Origin of the sequence: Psychroflexus salinarum (assembly GCF_042677225.1) — a bacterium.
In the GTDB taxonomy this organism is placed as follows: Bacteria; Bacteroidota; Bacteroidia; order Flavobacteriales; family Flavobacteriaceae; genus Psychroflexus; species Psychroflexus salinarum.
The window spans coordinates 62,562-79,980 of the sequence record NZ_JBHTIV010000005.1 but is presented as its reverse complement, the minus strand read 5'-3'; the positions used below and the strand labels follow the sequence as shown (position 1 = coordinate 79,980).

Below are 17,419 nucleotides of genomic sequence, written 5' to 3'. Positions count from 1 at the left end.
CACGTTTGAAAAAAAATACTTCTTTACAAAACTTAGCGCTCCAAAAGTTTAAAAAAAACCTTTGGGGCGTTTTAAGTTTCTGGTATATAGTGCTTTGTCTGTTTGTGGGAGTGTTCGCTTATTTCCTTGCTCCAGACAGTTCTGAGAACGCTAATTCTATGGCGCTCAGTATTCATTCAAAATCGCCAGGCTTTTCTGTACAGGTCATCGAATTTCCAAATACTAATACTGGAAAGCAATCTTGGCTATCAAAATCTTTCTTTGGAAATGAATATCCCAACGAAATCATTCCAATAGAGTCTTTTAGAAAAGAAGGGAATAAACTCTTTTATCAAAACTATGGAGTAAAAGATCAGTCTTTAGAAAATGAGATCGATTTAACTCAATTCGCCCCTGATTTTGCATCTGAACATATATACGAAAGAACCTACTGGTTAGGCACCGATAAATACGGTCGTGATTTGCTGAGTAGAATGCTTATAGGCTTACGAATTTCCTTTTCAGTTGGATTTATATCCGTATTTATTTCTCTGCTTTTAGGATTGTTTTTAGGATCTATTTCCGGGTATTATGGAGGCAAAATTGATGCTGCTGTGATGTGGCTGATCAATGTCACTTGGTCAATTCCTACCTTACTTTTGGTAATTGCCATTACGCTTGCACTCGGTAAAGGTTTCTGGCAGGTTTTTATAGCAGTTGGCTTAACAATGTGGGTAGAAGTAGCTCGTGTGGTACGAGGTCAGGTTATGAGTGTTAAATCCTCTCAATTTGTAACAGCAGCACTGGCTTTAGGTTTTAAGAATCAAAGAATAATAATAAGACACATCTTACCCAATGTACTTGCGCCAGTAATAGTTATTTCTGCAGCTAATTTTGCCGCTGCGATACTGATTGAAAGTGGACTTAGCTTTTTAGGAATAGGGGCACAACCGCCAACACCAAGCTGGGGAGCAATGATTAAAGATCATTATAGTTATATCATTTTGGGAAAAGCTTATTTAGCCATCATCCCAGGATTAGGCATCATGAGTTTAGTGATGGCTTTTATGCTTATCGGTAATGCTTTACGAGATGCTTTGGATGTGAAAAACTAGTCGTTAAGTTTCAAAACAGCCATAAATGCTTCTTGAGGAATTTCTACATTTCCTACCTGACGCATACGCTTTTTACCTTTTTTCTGCTTTTCTAAAAGTTTACGTTTTCTGGAAATATCACCTCCATAACATTTTGCCGTCACATCTTTTCTTAATGCTTTTACAGTCTCTCTAGCAATAATTTTAGCACCAATCGCAGCCTGAATTGGAATATCAAACTGTTGTCTCGGAATTAATTCTTTCAGCTTTTCACAGATTCTCTTACCAATATCGTAAGCATTGTCAACGTGTAATAATGCCGAAAGCGCATCTACTGTGTTTCCATTTAATAACACATCTACCTTTACCAATTTAGATTTTCTCATACCAATCGGAGAATAATCAAATGAGGCATAACCTTTAGAAACAGTTTTTAATCTATCATAGAAATCGAAAACAATTTCAGCGAGAGGCATATCAAAACTAAGTTCCACACGATCTTGGGTCAAGTAAGTTTGATTAGTGATTTGTCCACGCTTTTCTATACACAGAGACATCACTGGTCCTACAAAATCAGACTTGGTAATAATACTAGCTTTTATGAATGGCTCTTCAACACGATCCAGATAAGTAGGTTCAGGTAAGTCTGTAGGATTACTAACTATGATGGGTTTATCTTTATCTTTTAATGTATAAGCGTTGTAAGACACGTTGGGCACTGTTGTGATAACCGTCATATCAAACTCACGTTCCAAACGTTCTTGTATAATTTCAAGATGGAGCATTCCAAGGAATCCACATCTAAAACCAAATCCAAGTGCTGCAGAACTTTCGGGTACAAATACCAGTGAAGCGTCATTAAGTTGAAGCTTCTCCATCGCTGTTCTCAATTCTTCATACTCATCGGTTTCCACTGGATAAATTCCTGCAAAAACCATCGGTTTTACATCTTCAAAACCAGCAACAGCATTTTTAGTAGGATTCTCGGCATCGGTGATTGTGTCACCAACTTTGACTTCTTTGGCATTTTTTATACCTGTGATAAGGTAGCCCACATCTCCTGCTTTTATTTCTTTTTTAGGAAATTGTACCAACTTCAATGTCCCTACTTCATCTGCAGAATAGTTTTTATCTGTAGCTACAAATTTTATATTCTGACCTTTTTTGATACTGCCATCAAACACTCTAAAGTAAGTTTCAATACCTCTAAATGGATTGTAAACAGAGTCAAAAACCAAAGCTCTAAGCGGAGCATCTGGATCGCCCTTCGGTGCTGGAACGCGTTCCACAATGGCATTAAGAATTTCTTCAATACCAATACCTTCTTTGGCGCTGGCTCTTATAACATCTTCACGTTTACAGCCAATAAGGTCTACAATATCATCAGTCACTTCGTCTGGATTGGCACTTTGAAGATCTACTTTATTTAGCACAGGAATGATTTCTAAATCGTTTTCTAGAGCTAAATATAAATTTGAAATAGTTTGCGCCTGTATGCTTTGTGCGGCGTCAACAATTAGTAACGCGCCTTCGCAGGCGGCAATAGATCTTGAAACCTCGTAAGAGAAATCTACGTGTCCTGGCGTATCTATAAGGTTAAAAACATAGTCTTCTCCTTTATAATCATAAACCATTTGTATGGCGTGACTTTTTATTGTGATGCCGCGCTCGCGTTCTAAGTCCATATTATCCAAAAGCTGTTCTTTACGTTCGCGTTCAGTTACAGATTTTGTAAAATCCAATAAACGGTCGGCTAGAGTGCTTTTTCCGTGGTCAATATGGGCAATTATGCAAAAATTTCGAATATTCTTCATAGTCCGTTTTCCTAATCTTAAGCTTCTGTTGCTTTAGAATTTAATGTGGCAAATATACAGGATTTGTTTGGCTTAAGAGATGTATTTCAAGCACTGATAAAAGCTTTATGTAAATTGTTTATAATTCCCTAATTTTGCAATAAAAAGTTGTGGCTAAGATAGATAACATAGATTTAGGAGAATTCCCTCTTCTGCTCGCTCCTATGGAAGATGTAAGTGATCCTCCTTTTAGAGCTTTATGCAAGGAATATGGAGCAGATATGGTATACACAGAATTTATTTCTTCAGAGGGATTGATTCGTGATGCTGCGAAAAGTATGATGAAGCTGGATATTTATGAGAAAGAACGTCCAGTCGGCATTCAGATTTTTGGAGCCAACTTAGAATCTATGTTAAGGTCTGTGGAAATTGTTGAGAAGACCAAGCCAGATGTTATTGATATCAATTTTGGTTGCCCTGTGAAAAAAGTTGTTTCTAAAGGAGCTGGAGCAGGAATTTTGAAAGATGTTGACCTTATGGTGAAATTGACAGAAGCCATGGTAAAACACACCAACCTACCTATTACCGTCAAAACTCGTTTGGGCTGGGATCATGATTCGATAAAAATTTATGAAGTTGCCGAACGATTACAAGATGTGGGGTGCAAAGCGATTTCGATACATGGGCGTACACGAGCTCAGATGTATAAAGGCGAAGCCGATTGGAAGCCAATTGCTGAAGTTAAAAACAATCCGAGAATGCACATTCCAGTTTTTGGAAATGGCGACGTAGATACGCCAGAAAAAGCTGCGCTTATGAGAGATGAATATGGTCTGGATGGAGCTATGATTGGCAGAGCGAGTATTGGTTCTCCATGGTTTTTCAAAGCTGTAAAGCATTATTTTGAAACAGGAACACATTGCGAGCCGCCATCACTCGTGGAGCGCGTGGACATTGCAAGACGTCATCTCCAAATGTCTATCGACTGGAAAGGAGAAAAGCTTGGCGTCTTTGAAACTCGCAGACATTATACTAATTACTTTAAAGGAATTCCTCATTTTAAGGAGTACCGAATGAAAATGGTTACTTCCGATCATGCTGAAGATGTTTTTGCCACGTTTGATGAAGTTGAGGAGAAATTCGCAGATTATCAATTTGTTGAGTAACTTTTTTATTTATTCTGAAGCTGCTTTTCAAGAAACGCAGGCAGGCTTAATACCACTCACTTAATTTATAAAGAATGAAATCTATTGTTTTAGTTGCATTAATGGCGGTTTTTGGCTCTGTGACACAAGCTCAAACCTTTGATGATAATACCAGTCAAACTTTAAAAAATTATATAAGTGAATTTCCTAATCAAACACAATTTTCTGTAGCGATAGTAGATGGAAATGAAACTCAATTTTATGGCCAAGTCAAGTTTGCTGACGCTATTAATCAATTGGATAATAGTGCTTCTGTATTTCAAATTGGCTCCGTGACCAAGGTTTTTACTTCCACATTACTAGCTCAGCTTGTAATAGAAAAAGAGGTGAGACTCACAGATTCTATACAGAAGTATTTTAGTTTTTCATTAAATGAAAAAGGGATGACTTTAGAAGAGCTTTCAAACCACACCTCTGGATTACCAAGATTACCATCCAATTTGAATTTAGCAAGTGTAAATCCCCAAAACCCTTACAGAACTTATGCAGAAGCAGATCTAGAATACTACTTATCAACAGAAATGGAGGTTTCTTCTGATGAAAAGACTTATCAATATTCAAATATAGGAGCTTCTGTTTTGGCTAAAGCACTAGAAAACGCTAGCAGGAAAAGTTATGAAGAATTACTTTCAGAAAAAATATTTCATCCCCTAGAAATGAACCAATCTACATTAAGAGAGACTGAAATACAAAGTGGACTTGTGCAGGGTTTAGATCAAAATGGAAATCCTACACCAGCTTGGGAGATGGGAGTGTTTGAAGGAGCAGGTGCAATTTTATCTTCTACAAAAGACTTGTCGCAATTTGTAAAAGCTCATTTTAAAGAAGATGAAGATGCATTTTCATTAACATTAATGCCAACATTTCTCGTTAATCCAAATTTACGATTGGGTTTAGGCTGGCATATTCTTCAGGATGATGCTGGGAATGATTTGTATTGGCATAATGGAGGAACTGGAGGGTATTCTGCATCTATCTATATGGTCCCAGAATCCCAAAAAGCTGTTGTTATTTTAACCAATGTATCTGGTTTTCACCCCAAAGCTTCTAGTGTAGATGAATTGGGCTTTAAACTGTTGAATTCAATAGGAAATTAAAAAGCGCCAATGATGATCAACATGACGCTTTTAAAAAGATGACAGTTGAAATAAAGTATCTTCCGGTCTGTCATTTGGTATCTCGTCAAGTCGATTAAATCTTCTTCTGTCATTCAGTCTGTGGTAACCTTCAATTTTAATAGCTATAGACAATTTAGAGTTCTATTGTTTTTTTAAATAAATATTATTAACAGTAGATATTAAAATCTTAAAAGTCTTCAGCGAGATTATTTTTTTAGAATAAAAATAAATCGATTATATTGCGTTAATTAATTACCAGTTTTTTTTGATTCGGAACTCCTTCGTCCTAATGAATTAAGTCTCAAAATCAAAAAGCAAATGATTCGTAATTACTACAACGAAAAATGGAAAAATGTCGTCTTTGACGATAAAATTGCCAAGTTTGAAAAGTATAAAATTTCAAATTATGGCAGGATGCTCAATTGTAAAGGCCCGGAAGAAGTTCTCGTAAAGGAGTCCTTTATTAATGGTTACCAAACTATCCCTCTTAAGCAAGAAGAAAACAAAAAATCTACTAGTAGATATGTTCATAAATTGGTTGCAGAGCATTTTTTGGAACGAGGTGATGGAATCTATGTGATTCATCTCAACTATGACAAATTAAATAACAAAGTTGAAAATCTTAAATGGGCTACTAAGAAAGAGAAAGAGAACCATCAATTTAGCAATCCAGAATATATAAATAGACCTAAAAAACGAACTTACTCCAAATTGACGGAAGCAAAGGTAAGGTTGATCAAACGAAAAATTCACGATCCTAATCGACGTACTCGTATGAAAATGATAGCAAAGCAATTTGGTATATCAGAGATGCAATTATATCGAATCAAAAGTGGAGAGAACTGGGGGTCTGTGACTGATTATTAATATTATTTAAAATCAAATTCAACCCAAACGGGAATGTGGTCTGAAATCGCTCGTGCTGATTTTAAATTGGGAAATGACTTATAAAATGAATTTACTCCATTTTGAAGCATTTTGAAATGTTTACTGTCCAGGAAAATATTATCATATTCTGAAGCGAGACATTCATTTGAGACACATTTCATCTTTAGACTTGTTTTTTGATTTACTAATGCAGGAATGAAACCTTTTGATTTCAAAGGGTTAAAAATCGTGTGTGATTGTGGCAAGTTAAAGTCTCCAAGGAAAATTAAATTTTCTTCAAAATAAAGGTCTGGATAAAGTTTTAAATTCTTGAGTTCCTGTTCTGGTTGTTTAGATTTTGGAAGAGCATGGATGTTGACAAGCGTGAAGTAATCCTCTTTATACTTGAACTTTATAAAATAAGGCTCACGTTCAAAATCCTCAACACAATCTAAGTCTAGCCAGGCTTTCTTCATCAGTTTTACTCTGCTCGGTTTCCAAAGGTAAGCATATCTCTCTGAGCTATAGCTTCCTCCTTGAGTAGGATTGCTCACCACATAGTTCCATTTGAAACCAGTTCGGTTTAATTCATCGGCTAGCTTTGCAACAGCCTGAGCGCCGCCATCTCCAGCAACAACCTCTTGGATAGCCACTATGTCGTATTCTTTTAAAGTTTTAGCCATAAAAGTTATGGCTTGATTGGATTTTGAATTTCCAAGGTGTCTGATATTCCAGGAACTCAGTTTGACTTGACAAATGCTGATATTTCCAGAAAAAATAAATATGCTATATATAAATAAAAGGTAGTATTTTCTCACGAATAATTTAATTTGAAATAATTCTCTGTTGTCACTAGATAGAAATAATTTTTGCTGTTAAATAAGTTTTAAAATCACAATATCGGTTTTCATTGCCGTAAAATCTGTTATGTTATGATTAATATTAATTTTTAAAACTAGACATAGTGAAGCTTTTAAAAAATACTTTACCAATTATACTAGGTTTCTTACTTTTTGGATGTGGGGCATCAGACGTTCAGACAGTTAGACCTAACAAAGCAGATTTAAGCAAATATGAGACATTCGCTTACTTGCCCAATGCGTCTATAGAAATTCGCAATTCAGCAGTTCAGACCGATTTTTTAAATTCATTTATTATTGAAACAATCAATGAACAAATGAAAGCGACAGGTTATACATTAGATAGAGATAATCCAGATCTTTTAGTGCTTATTAGTATTACAACAGACTTAAAAACTAAACGACAAGAAGAGCCTGTGTATGCTAGCTATCCATATAATAACTCTGTTGCAGGTATGCCGGTAAGTCCATTTTATCAGCCTTTTTATTACAGAGGATGGTACGACTGGTACTATCCAGGGGGAGTCATTGGTTATACAACAGATACCTATTCATATAAAAAAGGTACAGTGGTAGTTGATTTGGTTGATAGAGAGACAAAACAATCAGTTTGGAAAGGAATTACTTCAGAACCAATAATGGATCAATCTGAAACGGAAGCAGTTCAAGAGTCGATTAGAGATATATTTCAAGAGTATCCTCTAAATAATAAGTAATTATTTTAAATCTCAATTTTTAAAGACTGTCTTTATAAGGCAGTTTTTTTTTAAAACAAACCTACTGAACTGAAATCGTATAAAGACAAAAATAAAAAAAGCCCTACATTTCTGTAAGGCTTAGTGTTTACTGGTGGTCCCACTTGGACTCGAACCAAGGGCCACCTGATTATGAGTCAGGTGCTCTAACCAGCTGAGCTATGGGACCGATACTGATTATTAAGGATGGCAAAAATAAGTATAAGTTTATTATCAGCCAAAATATTTTTCAATTTAAAATCAAGTTCTGTCTTCGCATAATTCTACGAGGACGCCATGACTACTTTTGGGGTGCAAAAACACTATGGATTTCCCATCAGCTCCAGCTTTTGGTTCTTCGCTAAGTAATTGGAAACCTTCGCTTTGTAGTCTTTTCATTTCAGATTTGAGATCATCCACAAAAAAAGCGATATGATGAATTCCTTCTTTTTGCTTACTCAAGTATTTTCCTACAGGACTATCCTCACGCGTAGCACCAAGGAGTTCAATTTTACTTTCACCACATTCGAAGAAGACAGTTTTGACGCCTTCTCTTTCAACGATTTCAGTTTTATACGGAGGTACATTTAGTAAAGCTTCATAAGTTTTAGTAGCTTCCTCAATATTATTTACGGCAATGCCTAAGTGTTCAATTTTTTTAATCATAAGATATACTCACAAAGTTTTACCACAAAACTAGCATTTATATATTTATTCTAACTTTGCAGTATGGAATCAAATAGACAAAAGAAAATAGCTGGAATTCTTCAGAAGGACTTAGCTGAAGTCATTCAGCTTGAATTGAAAGCAGCAGGGACTCAAAATTTAATTATATCTGTAACCAAAGTTAGAGTTACACCAGATTTACTTCAGGCCAAAGCACACTTAAGCATTTTCCCTTCAGAGAAATCTGAGAAAATAGTTGAAGAAATTCGAGCTATGAAGTCAAAAATAAAGCATGAAGTTGCACAAAGAACCAAGAATCAATTGCGACGAATGCCAGAGCTCACTTTTTTCAATGATGATTCAATAGAATATATCAACGATCTGGAGCAAGCCTTCAAAGGTAAAAATGACCCTATCAAGAATCCTGACTTATTAGACAAGCGTAAGAAAAATTGAACGTATCCTTTTACATCGCCAAGCGTTATTTCTTTTCTAAAAGTTCCAACACAGCGATAAATATCATCACTTGGATTGCCTCTATTGGAGTAATCGCTGGGGCCTTGTCTCTATTTGTAGTTTTGTCCGCATTTGCAGGGCTAAAAGAGTTCAGTCTTTCCTTTACCAATAAATTTGATCCGGACCTGAAGGTCATGCCTTCTACAGGTAAGTTTTTTGAAGTAGATTCTCTTCAGAATTCTCAACTTCAAAATAACAAAGATATCGTAATGTATTCTGAAGTGATTGAGGAGCGAGTTTTGTTAAGTTTCAAATCTAAAAACACTCCTGCATTTATCAAAGGTGTGGATACTACTTTCCAGGCCATAAGTGATATTAAAAATTCAGTATTTCTTGGTCAATGGCTCGAGCAGAATGCAAGCCAGGTGGTGCTCGGTAACGATTTGTCTCGGAAACTTTCTGCAGGAGTTAGAGATTATTCGGGTTTACTAAGTTTATATGTTCCTAAACCAGGCAAAGGCCAGATTTTAGATGTCAAAGATGCCTTTAGAACAGGGAGTGCAACTGTAGTTGGTATTTATTCTATAAATGAAGAGTTGGACAAAAAATTCGTTTTTACGGATATTGGTTTTGCCAGAAGGTTACTGCAGCTTAATGAAAATGAGGTCTCTGCTATTGAGGTAAAAGTCGCATCATCGGCGGATTTAAATTCAGTTCAAAAAGACTTAAAAGATATATTTCATCAGCAAGTTGATGTAAAAGACAGAATCCAACTCAACGACAGTCTCTACAAAATGCTAAATACTGAAAATTTAGCGGTGTATTTAATTTTTACTTTGGTGATTATTATTGCTTTGTTCAATGTGATAGGTTCTATTATTATGGCTGTATTGGAAAAGCAACAAAATTCAAAAACACTTCTGAATTTGGGGCTGACCAAAACTGAAATCCAGCGTATATTTTTCTATCAAGGTGGACTGATGAGTGTTGCAGGAGGTATAGTTGGACTTACGCTCGGTATTCTTTTGGTCATCTCTCAACTTCATTTAGAGTGGATCATGATAACTCCAAGTTTAGCTTATCCTGTGAAACTTGAATTTGTCAATATTCTGATTGTTTTTGTGACCATCTCAGGATTAGGTTTTTTAGCGTCCTATATTTCATCGAAAAGTGTGAAGCGTTCTCTTCATTAATATTTCCTCTTATTACTTTATGTTGTTTAAATAAAGTGATTTAAGTTAGATTATCGAACTAATTCTACAAGAATTTAAGATTTGTACACCTAGTTTTGTTCTAAATCTTTTATTATGAACAAAATTACGTTTTTAGGAATATTTCTTTTCCTATTTATATCTCTAAACTCTTTTTCTCAAAATTGCCCTCCAAACCTACCAAGTGATCCTGTAGAAGGGGAATTTGGTAATAATGAATGGATTGCATATGCCTATAATCATAACAACTATACCACTACTAACTTTAATTTATTAAATTATAGAGGATATTATGTAGATTCTGGCTATGGAAATAGTGGGGTGAGTTTTGACTCCTCTAATTCCTGGGGAGAAAATTCCAATCCTAGTACTTCAGTAAATTATGAAGGCTGTTCTGTTACAGATGAAAATCATAATGTGAGGTATATGCGTAGGGGATTTCCAGAAGGAAATTACGTCATTGATGTAGCCTCGCAAAATGGAGGGAATGGCCATGATGATGCTGCTATTTTATATATAGATGGTGTTCAAGTTTGGAACAATACTGGTTGCTGTGCACCACGCCTTAATGTTTGGTCAGGGACACTAGACGCGAATTCTGAAATAGAATTCATTTGGTCTGAAAGGACTGGTGATTCCTATGGAAGATTAAGATTTAAGGAAGCAACACCAGCTTCCGGCGATGAGGGAGATTTTGGCGATAACGAATGGCTAGTTTCTGCTTACAATGGCACAAATTTTAATACTTATGCGGGAATTTATTCACAAAGTGGATTAGATTTTGATAGTAGAGATCTATGGCCTGCAAATGGATCGCCTTCTCAAGCGCAAACTTATAATGGTGTTACTGTTGCTGGTAATAATCACTCTTATATATATAGAAGGAGAGGTTTCCCTTGTGGTATTTACCAATTAAATATTCCTGCTCATGACGATGATGTAGTTGTTACTATAGATGGTGATGAAGTCTTTTCTTCAGAATATGTTGATGGAGATAGGATTAATAATGTTTGGCAGGGATACTTAGGTCCAAATTCAGAAATTGAATATAGTATTGTTGAATTTGGAGGACAATCTTACGGTAGTTTAGAGTTTATAGATATAGCAGGTCCCAATCAATTTATTTGGACTGGTGATATAAATACATCGGTAACAAATACAGGAAACTGGTGCGGGGGAGTTTTACCATTGAATAACGGAACTTCAAACCTATATATTCCTAAGAACGTACCTAATTTCCCAATTTCTAATTTGAACTCTTCTATCAATGACATTCTTATTGAAACTGGAGCTGCTTTGACCCTGAATTCAGATTTACAATTAAGAGGTAATCTTGTTAACGATGGAACCTTAAACGGAGCAAATGGTTCTTTGGATTTCGTTGGTCCAAATAACCACAGCATTTCAGGAAACGGGTTTGAGATAGAAAATCTTTCTATGGATAATGATGTTATCTTTAGCTTGAATCTTGGCGAAGTCATTAGCCTTTCAGATATATTGACCGTTGATGGCGGCACACTAAACACTAATGATCGCCTTAGTTTAACGTGCGACTTCACTTCAGGTAAGGCTGCTCAGGTTGCCCCTGTATTAGGAGCCATTGTAGGCGATGTTACAGTAGAACAGTGTTATCCAGCAAGAAGAGCTTTTAGGTTTATATCACCTTCTGTGACTACGAGTTCAACAATCAGAGAAAACTGGCAGGAAGATGCCCAGGCGTATAATATTCTAGAAAACACGGATGGTGATCCAATACCTAATGGTTACGGAACCCATATCACCGGTAATAATACTAGTGAAATTGATAATTCTCTTAATGGAGGTCTGGACTATACTCCGAGTGGTAATCCTTCTATGTTTACTTTTGATAACATTGGAAGAGGGTGGAATCCGGTTACTTCTACTGAACAGCCTTTAGAAGCTGGAAGTCCATACCGATTGATGATAAGAGGGGATAGAGGTATTGATGTTACTAGTAATTCAGCTACTCCTACTAACACTAGACTAAGGACTACTGGAGTTTTAACAACTGGGCCAAACTCACAAACTAATTTATCCGACGTTGCAGGAAGCTTTAACTTTATAGCTAATCCGTACCATGCACAGGTGGATATGAATTTGTTAACCACTAATTCATCAAACATAAGAAACACTTTTTACTATGTATGGGACCCTACGCTTGCTGGATCTGGCGGTAGAGGAGCTTATGTCACAGTTGATTTATCAGATGGAAGCACCTCATTTACAGATACTGGAATTTCAGGTTCTCCATTAAACACCGCTAATGAATTTTTACAGCCAATGCAAGCAGCATTTGTTTTAGTTGATACTAATACTGGCCCAACTTCAGTAGATTTTGAAGAGTCACATAAAAATGTTAATCCAGACCAAACAGAGACTAAATCTTTGTCTCAATCTGAATATATCAATATTCAATTATTTGATGCTGATTCCTATACTCAAGGCAATACTGCATCTGATGGTTTGAAAATAAAATTTGACAAATCTTATAGTACTACATCAAAAGATGATGCTCCTAAGCTTGGTAATTTAGACGAGAACTTAGCTAGAAAAGTGGGAAGTGATTTTTCTTCGATTGAACTTAGACCTTTTCCGGAAGAAGAAGAGCGACTAGAATTATTTATAAATCAATATCGAAGAGAAGCTTACGTGATGAAATTTGACCTGACCGATAACTTAAATACTCAAGTCTTTATTGAAGACAAATATTTAAATCAAGTAACAGAGGTCACTCAAACTGAAGACACTTATTCTTTCACTGTAGATGAGTCAATTCCAGAATCTGAGGCTTCAGATAGATTTAGTCTGGTCTTTGAGCCAGTGAGTTTATCAACAATAGAAGAGACTCTGGTGAATGCCAGCTTATATCCAAACCCAACAAAAGGGAGCTTTAGCATAAGTGGAGAGAATTTAGGAGAAGAAACAGAAGTTGAGATTTATAATATGATAGGACAGCAGGTTTATAAAACAAACCTTGAAAACCAGCTTACAACTGAGATCACAGATTTTAACGGAAGCGCTGGCGTGTATCTAGTTAAATTAAAAACCAATCAAGGCGAGAGAACTTTCAAATTGATAAAACAATAAGCTTATGAAACTTCAAAATTCACATTATATAACACTAGTTATTATTATCACTTTACTACTAGTAACCACAACAAGTCATGGACAAGGGCTTGGTGATATAGGTTTTCCAGAGGATGTTGATGACGAAATCGCAGCACCAATCAATGGTCTTATCGCTTTAGGCTTAGCTGTTGGAGGTTATTTAGGGATAAAAAAAGTAAGGAAGTAGATTAACTTTCCTAACTATAAACACAAATCCACCTGAATTTTCAGGTGGATTTTTTGTTATGAATTTTAAATTAAATTAGAATTATTTTTAAAATGAAGAAAGTTCTATATAATGGATTTCGAACTTATTCTACATGAAAGATTCAACTTAGCCTATACATTTGTTCAAATTCTAGATATTTTTGAGCAAAATAATTTCCATACTTTTTTTTACGGTCATAGTAAGCGCAAATCTGCCATGCTTTTCTCAGTCAGATTTATATGAATCTTCAAGTGAAAATGAGTCAGTTTTTATTTCTAATGGAAACTGGAGCAATCCTCAAAACTGGAAAAATCAAAACTTACCTACCTCAATTTCAAAAGTCATTATTGAGGCAAATGCAGTTTTGGATGTTTCGTTCCAGGTAAACGAACTTAAAATCGATGAAAATACCACGCTGTTAATTAATCCATCCACCAAGCTTTTTATAAAACAAAACATTGAAAATAAAGGCCGGGTTCTTGGAGGGGGTGAGCTTGTTCTGAATGGAAATTCTGCTCAGTTTATTAAAGATGAGGGCAGTTACAGTAATTTGCGTATTTCAAACCCGTCAACAGTCCACTTGAATGATGAGATCGAAGTGTATGGTAGTTTATATGTAGATGCAGGAAAGCTTAAAACCAAAAATAACCTTTACTTAAGGTGTGATTTTGAAACTAATAGAACAGCTCAAGTAGGAGGGGTTTTTGGAGAAATTACTGGCAAAGTTCAGGTCGAACAGTGCTATCTTGCAAGAAGGGCAAATCGATTAATAAGTCCATCAGTAAACACTTCAACTTCTATTCATAAGAACTGGCAGGAAGATGCAGACAGTTATTTTGATGATGATGTGCCAGAGGGTTATGGGACGCATATCACAGGATTAAACCCCGGAACTGGTCCAGCTTATTTGGAGGAGGATGGCGAAAATGGATTTGATTATAATCCATCCGGAGATGCCTCGATGTTTATTTATGATAATCAAAACAATGATTTCAATCCAATAAATAATACTAACGTAAATCAACTAAAGGCTGGAGATCCTTATATGCTTCTCGTGAGAGGAGACAGGACTGTGAATATTTACTCAAATTCAGCAGAGCCTACAGCAACAAGACTTAGAGCTAAAGGAGAACTTGTGACAGGAGATTATTCAACCACTGATTTGTCTCAAACTAAAGATGGGTTTAGTTTGATTGGGAATCCTTATCACGCTAAAGTAGACATGAACTCTGTTTTATCTAAATCAAATAATATAAAAAAGGATGTTTATTATATCTGGGATCCAAAACTAGGGGGAGTTCAAGATTTAAATCAATCTGGCGGCAGGGGAGCATTTGTAGTTGTGGAATTGCCTTCAGGAAATAATTCCTCAAATTCTGATGCAAATCAATATCTTCAGCCTATGCAGTCAGCGTTTGTTCAAACAATAGGTGATAATTCTGCTGCACAAATAAATTTTTCAGAGAGTGATAAAGCTTTAAATGAAAATCCTAAAACCAATATTGTCTCTGAGTCTGATGACCAATTTTTGAATATACAACTCTACAATAAGGTATCTTACAATTCAGTTAGTACAACTTCTGATGCTTTGCGAATAAATTTTGGGAGTAGTTACTCTAAATCATCTATAGATGACATTCTTAAGCTTCAAAATATTGATGAAAACTTTGCTAGAGTTATAGGTCAAAACTTGGTTGCTTTAGAAAGAAGGAATTCACCTGCTGTAGAGGAAATCTTACCTCTGTATGTAGATCAGTATAGAAGAGCTGATTACATATTAAAGTTTGAGTTTTCAAACTCATTTGATGGAGATGTCTATTTGATAGATCATTATTTGGAAACAGAAACACTCATGACTAAGCTTAATTCGACCTATTCATTTAATGTGAACTCTTCAGTTTCAGGTTCTAAAGATGAAAATAGATTTTCTCTTAAATTGAAGCCTGTTAGTTTATCAACCTCAAATTCGGTTTTGTCAGAGGTGAAGATTTACCCAAATCCTATGATAGAAAAATTCAGTATTACTGGCTTGAAAGGCCAAACTGATGTGGAAGTTAATATCTATACTATTGCGGGTCAAAGAATTTATTCTGAAAAAGTAGGCTCTGTTTCAAAATTCAATATTGAAAATTTTAATGCTGAAGCAGGAATTTATTTAGTCAAACTTACTTCAGGAAGTGAGGAGCAAAGTTTCAAGTTGATCAAGCAAAATTAAATCAAAAAAAAGCTCATTCAAATATTTGAATGAGCTTTTAGAATTACTAATTACTTTCTATTCTTCTTCTAAGACTTCAATGTTATTATCGCGATTTACATCTGCCATATACCCTGAAGGGTCGATTTCAATTCGTTCAATACCATATTGCGTAGTAGGGATTTGTAAATCGTATGTTGGATAAGCCCAGGGCCAGTCCTCTACAACTTCTCCTGCGTTAGGTTTTTCCCATCTCATCATACGAAGAGGAATGTAATAGGTTTCTGATGTTCCTCCTTTATAATCGACTTTCACTTCCAATGGCATTGGAGTAAGACCTATGCGTTCTAAAGTAACTATTGTATTTTGTCTATCAACACTTACGTCTTTGATACCGTAATCAACAGTGTTGGTAGTCCTGGTCCAATCGTTAAGATACCAGCTAAGTTCTGCACCGCTTACTTTTTCTGCGACACGTATAAAATCATTTGGTGTTGGATGTTTAAACTTCCATTCATCAAAATATCTATTTAAGACTTTCTCTAAATTCTCTTTTCCAATTAAATAACCAAGTTGACCTAAAAATACAGCACCTTTAGAATACGCTGAGGTTCCGTAAGCTTGATTGTATTCATAACGATCAGCATGAGTGGATTGTGGCTGCTCATATCCTGAATTTGCAAGACTTATATAACCTTTATAATTGCCAGCTGTAGGATTTTCTCTGTTTTGGTCCATTACTTTATTCATAGCCAGTCCTGAAATGTAAGATGTGAAGCCTTCATCCATCCACTCGTGTTGAGCTTCGTCAGTAGCAAGTATATGTTGAAACCAAGCATGGGCCATTTCGTGAGCTGTAACACCTACGAGGCTTCCAAACTCTCTTTCTCCTGTAATTAACGTACACATTGCGTATTCCATACCGCCATCACCACCTTGGATAATAGAATATTGATCGTATGGGTATGGACCGATATGCTCATTGAAATAGTCTAAAAGTTGAACGGTTTTTGATTGTAAATTTTTCCAGTTTTCTTTAATGTCATCATTATCTTTATACAAGAAATGAAGAGTAGTGCCGTCGTTTCCTGTGACTTTATCATGAATGTAATCTTTGTCAGCAGCCCAGGTAAAATCATGAACATCTGGTGCCACAAAGTGCCAGGTTAATTTTTTTCCTCTTCGTCTTACTTTCACTCCTTCATCTTCATAGCCATAACCAACTTCGTTTGGATTTTGAATATAACCAGAACCTCCCAGGATAAAGTCTTTGTCTATCGTAATTTTAACATCAAAATCGGCCCAGACTCCATGGAATTCTCTGCCGATATAAGGATCTGCATGCCAGCCTTCGAAGTCATATTCAGCCATTTTGGGATACCATTGTGTCATCGAAAGTTCAACACCTTCAGCATTATTTCTACCAGATCTTCTTATCTGAACAGGGACCTGGCCCAAAAATTCCATTTCAAAAGTGGTTGAGTTTCCTGGTAAAATAGGTTCAGCAAGTTCAACTTCCAAAACAGTTCCTGCAAGTTCGTAATCCAAAGCTTTACCATCTTGTTTTAAGGATTTAGCTCGCATAAACCCGATCTCTTCTTCGCTTAGTTTAGAAATACGATCTCTTACTCGAGAGTCGGGGTCTTGTATGGTTCTGGATCTTACATCCATTTCGCTTCCTGGCTGGAATGCGTTGAAGTACATATGATAGAAGACTCTATTGAGTGTATCTGGTGAATTGTTGGTATAGACTAACTTCTGTTCGCCTTCGTATTGATAATTTTTATCATCAAAATCTATTTCCATTTCATAGTCAGCATATTGTTGCCAATAGCTAGTATTGTTTTGAGCAAGTACTGCTGATATGGAAATCAATAAAATAAGTGTAAATGTGTTTTTAAACAT

The 17,419-nt window shown here is 35.8% G+C and carries 14 protein-coding genes and 1 tRNA gene; 10 read left to right on the top strand and 5 right to left on the bottom strand.

The genetic code is table 11. From position 1 onward, the window contains the following. The first annotated feature begins 5 nt into the window (after nt 1-5). On the top strand, nt 6-1,094 hold the full coding sequence (locus tag ACFQ0R_RS02640; protein WP_379656823.1) for an ABC transporter permease: 1,089 nt from the start codon (nt 6-8) through the stop codon (nt 1,092-1,094). Here ACFQ0R_RS02640 and lepA read toward each other — a convergent pair. After that, nucleotides 1,091-2,887, bottom strand: a complete 1,797-nt coding sequence (lepA, locus tag ACFQ0R_RS02635) for a translation elongation factor 4 (protein WP_379656822.1) — start codon at nt 2,885-2,887, stop codon at nt 1,091-1,093. The two genes, ACFQ0R_RS02640 and lepA, sit on opposite strands and share 4 nt — an antisense overlap. Before the next feature lie 149 nt (nt 2,888-3,036). On the opposite strand from lepA, the gene dusB reads away from it, so the two are divergent. From dusB to ACFQ0R_RS02620, 3 genes are all read left to right on the top strand, one after another. Then, nucleotides 3,037-4,032 carry a tRNA dihydrouridine synthase DusB gene (dusB, locus tag ACFQ0R_RS02630; protein WP_379656821.1) on the top strand — a complete coding sequence of 332 codons (996 nt, stop codon included), beginning with the start codon at nt 3,037-3,039 and terminating at the stop codon, nt 4,030-4,032. A gap of 74 nt (nt 4,033-4,106) precedes the next feature. Next, nucleotides 4,107-5,168 (top strand): serine hydrolase domain-containing protein, encoded by a 1,062-nt coding sequence (locus ACFQ0R_RS02625; protein WP_379656820.1) that lies wholly within the window; start codon nt 4,107-4,109, stop codon nt 5,166-5,168. A gap of 339 nt (nt 5,169-5,507) precedes the next feature. Continuing rightward, on the top strand, nt 5,508-6,056 hold the full coding sequence (locus ACFQ0R_RS02620; protein ID WP_379656819.1) for an HNH endonuclease: 549 nt from the start codon (nt 5,508-5,510) through the stop codon (nt 6,054-6,056). Between the two features lie 2 nt (nt 6,057-6,058). Here the strand turns inward: ACFQ0R_RS02620 and ACFQ0R_RS02615 are convergent, their stop codons facing one another. Further along, complete coding sequence (locus ACFQ0R_RS02615) at nt 6,059-6,874, bottom strand: endonuclease/exonuclease/phosphatase family protein (RefSeq protein WP_379656818.1); 816 nt, start codon at nt 6,872-6,874, stop codon at nt 6,059-6,061. A 146-nt stretch (nt 6,875-7,020) separates the two neighbouring features. Here ACFQ0R_RS02615 and ACFQ0R_RS02610 point away from each other — a divergent pair, with 146 nt between their 5' ends. Continuing rightward, complete coding sequence (locus tag ACFQ0R_RS02610; RefSeq protein ID WP_379656817.1) at nt 7,021-7,632, top strand: DUF4136 domain-containing protein; 612 nt, start codon at nt 7,021-7,023, stop codon at nt 7,630-7,632. Nucleotides 7,633-7,763: 131 nt separating this feature from the next. Here ACFQ0R_RS02610 and ACFQ0R_RS02605 read toward each other — a convergent pair. Together ACFQ0R_RS02605 and mce are read right to left on the bottom strand one after the other, a co-directional pair. Next, nucleotides 7,764-7,840, bottom strand: a tRNA-Ile gene (locus ACFQ0R_RS02605). A 71-nt stretch (nt 7,841-7,911) separates the two neighbouring features. After that, nucleotides 7,912-8,316: a methylmalonyl-CoA epimerase gene (gene mce, locus ACFQ0R_RS02600; protein WP_379656816.1), complete on the bottom strand. Its 405-nt coding sequence runs from the start codon at nt 8,314-8,316 to the stop codon at nt 7,912-7,914. 63 nt (nt 8,317-8,379) lie between these two features. On the opposite strand from mce, the gene rbfA reads away from it, so the two are divergent. From rbfA to ACFQ0R_RS02575, 5 genes are all read left to right on the top strand, one after another. Then, the gene (gene rbfA / locus ACFQ0R_RS02595) at nt 8,380-8,772 is read left to right on the top strand and encodes a 30S ribosome-binding factor RbfA (protein ID WP_379656815.1); all 393 of its coding nucleotides are present in this window, start codon (nt 8,380-8,382) and stop codon (nt 8,770-8,772) included. Next, nucleotides 8,769-9,965 (top strand): ABC transporter permease, encoded by a 1,197-nt coding sequence (locus ACFQ0R_RS02590; protein WP_379656814.1) that lies wholly within the window; start codon nt 8,769-8,771, stop codon nt 9,963-9,965. The genes rbfA and ACFQ0R_RS02590 overlap by 4 nt, the downstream gene beginning before the upstream one ends. A 114-nt stretch (nt 9,966-10,079) precedes the next feature. Next, complete coding sequence (locus tag ACFQ0R_RS02585) at nt 10,080-13,091, top strand: T9SS type A sorting domain-containing protein (protein ID WP_379656813.1); 3,012 nt, start codon at nt 10,080-10,082, stop codon at nt 13,089-13,091. Nucleotides 13,092-13,095: 4 nt separating this feature from the next. Next, a complete protein-coding gene (locus tag ACFQ0R_RS02580) occupies nt 13,096-13,299 on the top strand; it encodes a hypothetical protein (protein ID WP_379656812.1) in 204 nt (67 codons plus the stop codon). Between the two features lie 181 nt (nt 13,300-13,480). Further along, nucleotides 13,481-15,535 carry a T9SS type A sorting domain-containing protein gene (locus ACFQ0R_RS02575; protein ID WP_379656811.1) on the top strand — a complete coding sequence of 685 codons (2,055 nt, stop codon included), beginning with the start codon at nt 13,481-13,483 and terminating at the stop codon, nt 15,533-15,535. A 57-nt stretch (nt 15,536-15,592) separates the two neighbouring features. Here the strand turns inward: ACFQ0R_RS02575 and ACFQ0R_RS02570 are convergent, their stop codons facing one another. Continuing rightward, entirely contained in the window at nt 15,593-17,419 is a 1,827-nt protein-coding gene (locus tag ACFQ0R_RS02570; RefSeq protein WP_379656810.1) for a M1 family metallopeptidase, read from the bottom strand.

What these genes read in the sequence shown, in the direction of transcription:
- ACFQ0R_RS02570 (WP_379656810.1), bottom strand. Translation starts at nt 17,419, where the DNA reads ATGTTTAAAAACACATTTACACTTATTTTATTGATTTCCATATCAGCA.
- lepA (WP_379656822.1), bottom strand. Translation starts at nt 2,887, where the DNA reads ATGAAGAATATTCGAAATTTTTGCATAATTGCCCATATTGACCACGGA.
- ACFQ0R_RS02580 (WP_379656812.1), top strand. Translation starts at nt 13,096, where the DNA reads ATGAAACTTCAAAATTCACATTATATAACACTAGTTATTATTATCACT.
- ACFQ0R_RS02625 (WP_379656820.1), top strand. Translation starts at nt 4,107, where the DNA reads ATGAAATCTATTGTTTTAGTTGCATTAATGGCGGTTTTTGGCTCTGTG.
- ACFQ0R_RS02620 (WP_379656819.1), top strand. Translation starts at nt 5,508, where the DNA reads ATGATTCGTAATTACTACAACGAAAAATGGAAAAATGTCGTCTTTGAC.
- ACFQ0R_RS02585 (WP_379656813.1), top strand. Translation starts at nt 10,080, where the DNA reads ATGAACAAAATTACGTTTTTAGGAATATTTCTTTTCCTATTTATATCT.
- rbfA (WP_379656815.1), top strand. Translation starts at nt 8,380, where the DNA reads ATGGAATCAAATAGACAAAAGAAAATAGCTGGAATTCTTCAGAAGGAC.
- mce (WP_379656816.1), bottom strand. Translation starts at nt 8,316, where the DNA reads ATGATTAAAAAAATTGAACACTTAGGCATTGCCGTAAATAATATTGAG.